The sequence below is a fragment of the Mesorhizobium sp. M7A.F.Ca.CA.002.05.1.1 genome (assembly GCF_003998335.1).
Lineage (GTDB): Bacteria > Pseudomonadota > Alphaproteobacteria > Rhizobiales > Rhizobiaceae > Mesorhizobium.
The window spans coordinates 1-5,093 of sequence record NZ_RZQI01000415.1 but is presented as its reverse complement, the minus strand read 5'-3'; the positions used below and the strand labels follow the sequence as shown (position 1 = coordinate 5,093).

5 protein-coding genes are annotated in these 5,093 nt (G+C 61.6%); all 5 read right to left on the bottom strand.

Annotation, left to right across the window (positions count from 1 at the left end; genetic code table 11):
* On the bottom strand, nucleotides 1–886 hold an 886-nt coding region (locus EN939_RS20260), incomplete at its 3' end, for a glycosyltransferase 87 family protein (RefSeq protein WP_127269405.1).
* 19 nt (nucleotides 887–905) lie between these two features.
* Entirely contained in the window at nucleotides 906–2,336 is a 1,431-nt protein-coding gene (locus EN939_RS20255; protein WP_236383382.1) for an aspartate aminotransferase family protein, read from the bottom strand.
* Between the two features lie 105 nt (nucleotides 2,337–2,441).
* Nucleotides 2,442–3,449 carry an NAD-dependent epimerase/dehydratase family protein gene (locus tag EN939_RS20250; protein WP_127269403.1) on the bottom strand — a complete coding sequence of 336 codons (1,008 nt, stop codon included), beginning with the start codon at nucleotides 3,447–3,449 and terminating at the stop codon, nucleotides 2,442–2,444.
* Nucleotides 3,446–3,895: an EamA family transporter gene (locus EN939_RS20245; RefSeq protein ID WP_127269402.1), complete on the bottom strand. Its 450-nt coding sequence runs from the start codon at nucleotides 3,893–3,895 to the stop codon at nucleotides 3,446–3,448. Before EN939_RS20245 ends, EN939_RS20250 begins: the two co-directional genes overlap by 4 nt.
* A 124-nt stretch (nucleotides 3,896–4,019) precedes the next feature.
* A partial coding sequence (locus tag EN939_RS20240) for an FAD-binding oxidoreductase (RefSeq protein ID WP_164751101.1) occupies nucleotides 4,020–5,093 on the bottom strand: 1,074 nt, incomplete at its 5' end.

Genomic DNA, 5,093 nt, shown 5'->3' with positions numbered 1-5,093 from the left:
GTTCGAACCCGTCCATATTGTAATGCTGCTCAATGCTGGAGAACCACAAATGCGGCCACCAGCCTGGATGATGAGCCCAGTGCGAAATGGCGAAATAGGCGACGAAGGAAGCGGCGAAGCCGGCCAGCGCGCCCCACGCCTTCTGCCGGAACGCAACCAGCAGCACGGCAAAAATGGCAAGAAAAACAATATTGTCTGGCCGCACCATGAAGGCGAGAAAGAGCAGGAGCGCCGTTGCCATCTCGCGACCGCGGACATAGGCGTAGAGCCCGCCGAGCAACAGCGCCGAACACAACAAATCCGGCGTCGAGGCGCGCGCCGCATCGCCGAAATCAGCCATGATCAGCACCGCGCCGACCACAGGCGCCAAGGCCAGTGCCCCTTCGGAGCGCAGCCACATCAGGGCGATCGCGCCGAACAGCAGAACCGAGAACACTGAGACCAGGCGCATCGCCTCGACCGGCGACATCACCGCGCTCATCGTCGACAGTATCTCGGCGTAGAGAAATTTGATCCGGTACATGCCGAGCAGTGAATGGAAGTCGGCGGCATTCTCCGCCATGTGACTGCGGAAGCCGCCGCCATCGTCGGTCAGCGCCTTATAGTCGCCTGCGGACACGCCCGATTTGACAGTGCTGTAGGCATAGTCATGCAGCGCCTGTGCATCGGGATAGGTGCCTTCCTCCGCTATAGCGAGATAGGGCAGCATGTCCCAGTTGGCGTCGGGCATCACCCATGCGGTGAACGCTGTAAAAAGAATGTAAAGCGCGAAAGCCGCCGCGCCGATCGGTGCTGCCAGCCGCGCATAAGTCCCCTCGCCCCACGTCAGAACGGGCTCGGTGAGCCGGTCGACTGGGTTTTGTGGAGCGGGCGACTTGGTCAGCATCGTTGTATCCAGCGAGCGCTTAACGGACCTGGCTTTTGACGAAATCCTTCACGATTCCCACGATGCCGCGCGACAGCAGGCTGTCGAAGGCATCGACGAAGCGGTCGACATGCTCGCGCTGGCAGATCAGCGGCGGCTCGAGCCGGATGACGTTGCGGTTGTATTCGGTGAAGGCGACTAACACATCGTAGTCGCGCAGCAGCAGCGCCCCGATGAAGCCCGACAGCGAACCCTTCAGCTTGTCGTCGAGCACGCTGACGATCGGCCGCAGCACCATCGGCAAGGTCTGCGAGAAGTCGTGGAACTCCAGGCCGATCATAAAACCCTTGCCGCGCACCTCCTTGATGATCTTCGGGTACTTTTCCCTGAGCGCCTGCAGGCGCTGCAGCAAATAGTCGCCGGTGACGGCGGCATTGTCGATCAGCCCCTCGTCGTAGAGCACGTTGAGCCCCTCGATCGAGGTGACGCAGGCCTCGCCCATGCCGCCGAAGGTCGCCATGGCATGGATCATCGCCGTTTTCGGCGTGCCATAGGCCTTCATATAAACCTCGCGCCGCGCGATCATCGCGCCGACCGCGGCCTTGCCGGCGCCAAGCGATTTGGCCAGCGCCGTCACATCGGGAATGACGCCGTAATGCTCGAAAGCATAGAAGCGGCCTGACCGGCCATAGCCGCACTGCACTTCGTCGGCGACCCACAACACGCCATACTGGTCGCACAGTGCGCGCAGCTTCTGCCAATATTCGGCCGGCGCCTGGATGATGCCGCCACCGCCCTGGATGGTTTCAAGCACGATGACCCCGACCTCCGGATCGGAGCGGAACAGGCGCTCGACCGCCTCGATGTCGGCAAACGGGATGCGGACCGTGTTTTCGGCCACCTTGAAGTCCGCGCGGTAAAGCTGCCCGTCGGTGATGCCCAGCACGCCTTTGGTCTTGCCGTGGAAGGAATTCTCGGCATAGACGATCTTCGGCCGCTTCGGACCGGCCGCGCGCTCGGCGAGCTTCACCGCCGCTTCCATCGCTTCCGAACCGGACGAGCCCAAAAATACCATGTCGAGATCGCCGGGCGAGCATTTGGCGATGTTGTGCGCAAGCGCTGCCGCATATTGCGACATGAAGGCGATGGCGATTTCCTGGCGCTTCTCCTCCTGGAATTTCTTGCGTGCTTCCAGGATGCGCGGATGATTGTGGCCGAAGGCCAGCGAACCGAAGCCGCCGAAGAAGTCGAGGATCTTGCGGCCGTTCTGGTCGATGTAGAACATGCCTTCGGCACGCTCGATCTTGATCTTGTGGAAACCGAGCAGCTTCATGAAGTGCAGCTGGCCGGGGTTGAGATGCGCCTTGAACAGGTCGGTCATGCGGGCAACGTCCATCGCCTTGGCCTGCTCGACGCTGATCAAATCGGGCTTGGCGATAGTGGCGGGCGACAGCGACGGCGCGCTGACCATGGTGCGCAAATTGGTCTGTTCGGGCTTGGCCATGACGGTCATTTCAATCTCCTGTCTGCACGCACGACCAGGATCGAGCGCAACGAAAGCTGTTTTTGCGAGCCGCTATTCGGCGGGCACATGTTTGGTGGCGACTGCGTGGCCGGCTTTCTTGGCGCGGTACTCGCTATAGGCGGCGATCAGCATGTCCTCGTCGCGATATTGCGGCACCCAGCCGAGCTGGCGCCCGGCCTTGGACACGTCGAGCACGCAGTCCTCGTCGGCGATCAGATACTGTTCCGGGTCCATGATCGGCATGTTCAAGAGGTCGAGCAGGTCCAGCGTGCACTTGACCGCCCAGCCCGGTGTCGGGATCAGGATCGATTTCGAGCCGGCATGCCGGATCAAATCGCCGAGCAATTTCTTGACCGGCGGCGGGTTGAGCGAACCCAGATTATAGGCCTCATTAGGCACGCCGGCCTTCCAGGCCGCGCGCGCGGCCTCGGCGCAGTCGAACACCGAGATGAACTGATAGGGGTTCCTGCCCGAACCGATCATCGGCACCGGAAAATTCCAGTCGATCAGCTTGAACAGCTTTTCCAGGATGCCGAGCCGGCCTGGGCCGATGATCAGGCGCGGGCGAAACAGCGAGATCGACATGCCGCGCTTGCGCCATTCGGCCGCCAACTCCTCTGTCTTCTGCTTCGACCAGCCATATTCGCCCAGCGGCGCCACCGGGTGCTCCTCGGTCATCGGCTGCGTGACCGTGTGGCCGTAGATCATGTCGGTCGTGTAGTGGACGAGTTTTGACGCACCGGCTCTGTCCATGGCCTGCATGATGTGCTCGGTCCCATGAAAATTCACCGGGAAGAAGAAATCGTGCCGCTTGGAGCGCACCTGGATCGGCGACAGCATCTTGGCCGACAGATTATAGACCATGTCGTCGGCCTTCAGCCCAACCGCCGCGACCGATGCCGGATCGATGACGTCGCACTGGACAAAGCGGACAGTGCGGTAATGCGGCAGGTCGCTCTTGACGATATCGGCGACGACGACCTCTTCACCATCGGCCACAAGTTTCGGGGCGAGATGGCGGCCGACGAAACCGTCGCCGCCGAAAATCACATGTCTCATCTAACGATCTCGTTTGCTTGGATCTTGTCAGGCGTGATGGAAGCCGTCTGGTCTTCATGCCCTCGCTCGCCCAAATCCCGGCCACTTTGGGCGATCAGCACCGTGCCGACGCAGATGAAGGCGATGCCGGCGATGCGCCAGCCATTGAGGTCCTCGCGGAAGACGAAATAAGCGAAGATGGCGACGGCAACATAGGCGAGGCTGAGGAACGGATAGGCGAAGGAGAGCTCGACCTTGGACAGCACATAGAGATGCGATGCCATCGAGATGACGAAGGTACACAGGCCAAAGAACACCCAGGGGCTGAAAACGATCTGCAGCAACTTGACGAGCGGATTGACGCCCTCAAACGAGATCGGCCCGAGCGACATCATGCCTTGCTTCAGCATCAGCTGCGCGGCGGCATTGGTCACCACTGTAAAGAGAATGAAGACGATGTATTTCATGTGTTCCAAGCCACCCCCTCGCGATTCCTACTACAAACCCGCAAACATTTGGTGAAGTCCCAACAATATTTTGAGTAAATCGCGTTATTAAGCATCGATTAACCGGGAATTATTCGAGTTTTATCTATTCGGCCGCCTCGACCGAGCCTCGTCGCGCATCCAACCTCTTCGCGGTGCGCGCCCAGAAGTCAGACATGAAGGCGTGGTCGCGGAGCGCTTCCAGCCGCCGCCATTCGGGAAAGGACGAGGCGAATATCTCGGCGGCCATGCGGGCGTCCTTATATGGATTGACCGCGCCGCCGGCCTCGACCGTGATGCGGTCGAGTTCCCGCAGCAATGTCAGTGTCGCGGCACCCCTGTTGGGGAAATCCAGTGTCAGCGTGTAGCCGGAACGCGGAAACGACAGCAGCGCCGGCGAGCGGATGGAGCCAAAGCGTTTCAGCACCGTGAGGAACGAGCCCTGCCCGGCTTGCCTTGCAGCCGCCAGCAATGCCGGCACGGCCTCGCGCGCCGTCTCTTCCGGCACCACGCTCTGGTGCTGGAAAAGCCCTTTCGGCCCATAAAGCCGGTTCCAGTCGCGCACGCCGTCGAGCGGGAAGAAGAAGCCCTGATATCCGGCCTGGCGCTGCACGGTTGCCCGGCTCTTCCTCCACCTGTAGGCAGCGTTGAAGGCGGTCAGGAACGGCCGGTTGAGCACATTGAACGGCGGCTGGACCGGCACCGAGAAAGTGCCGCCGACGCGCGAGGCGGCATGCGAGCCGTGCTCGGCGTGATTGCCCGACAACAGCAGGCCGCGACCGCTGTTGCGGCCGCCGGCCAATTGGTCGATCCAGGCGACCGCATATTCATTGGCCTGATCGGCCGCCTCGGCCAGGCCGAAGAATTCGCAGAGATCGCGAAACGGGGTCGCCTTTTCGACGATGTCGAGCGAATGCACCCGCATCAGCCGGATCGAGGCCGACAGGATGAGGCCGGTCAGCCCCATGCCGCCGATCGTTGCCGCAAACAGCCGCGCATTGTCCGATGCCGAGCAGCGGTGGGTCTTTCCGTCGGACCTGAGCAGCGTGAAGCTCTCGACATGGCAGCCGAATGTCCCGCGCCGATGATGGTTCTTGCCATGCCCGTCGTTTGCGATGGCGCCACCCAGCGTGACGAATTGGGTGCCGGGCACAACCGCCGGGAAGAAGCCGTGTGGGGC

Excerpts from the sequence above, each read along its gene's own strand:
- EN939_RS20255 (WP_236383382.1), bottom strand. The coding sequence starts at position 2,336 with ATGGTCAGCGCGCCGTCGCTGTCGCCCGCCACTATCGCCAAGCCCGAT.
- EN939_RS20250 (WP_127269403.1), bottom strand. The coding sequence starts at position 3,449 with ATGAGACATGTGATTTTCGGCGGCGACGGTTTCGTCGGCCGCCATCTC.
- EN939_RS20245 (WP_127269402.1), bottom strand. The coding sequence starts at position 3,895 with ATGAAATACATCGTCTTCATTCTCTTTACAGTGGTGACCAATGCCGCC.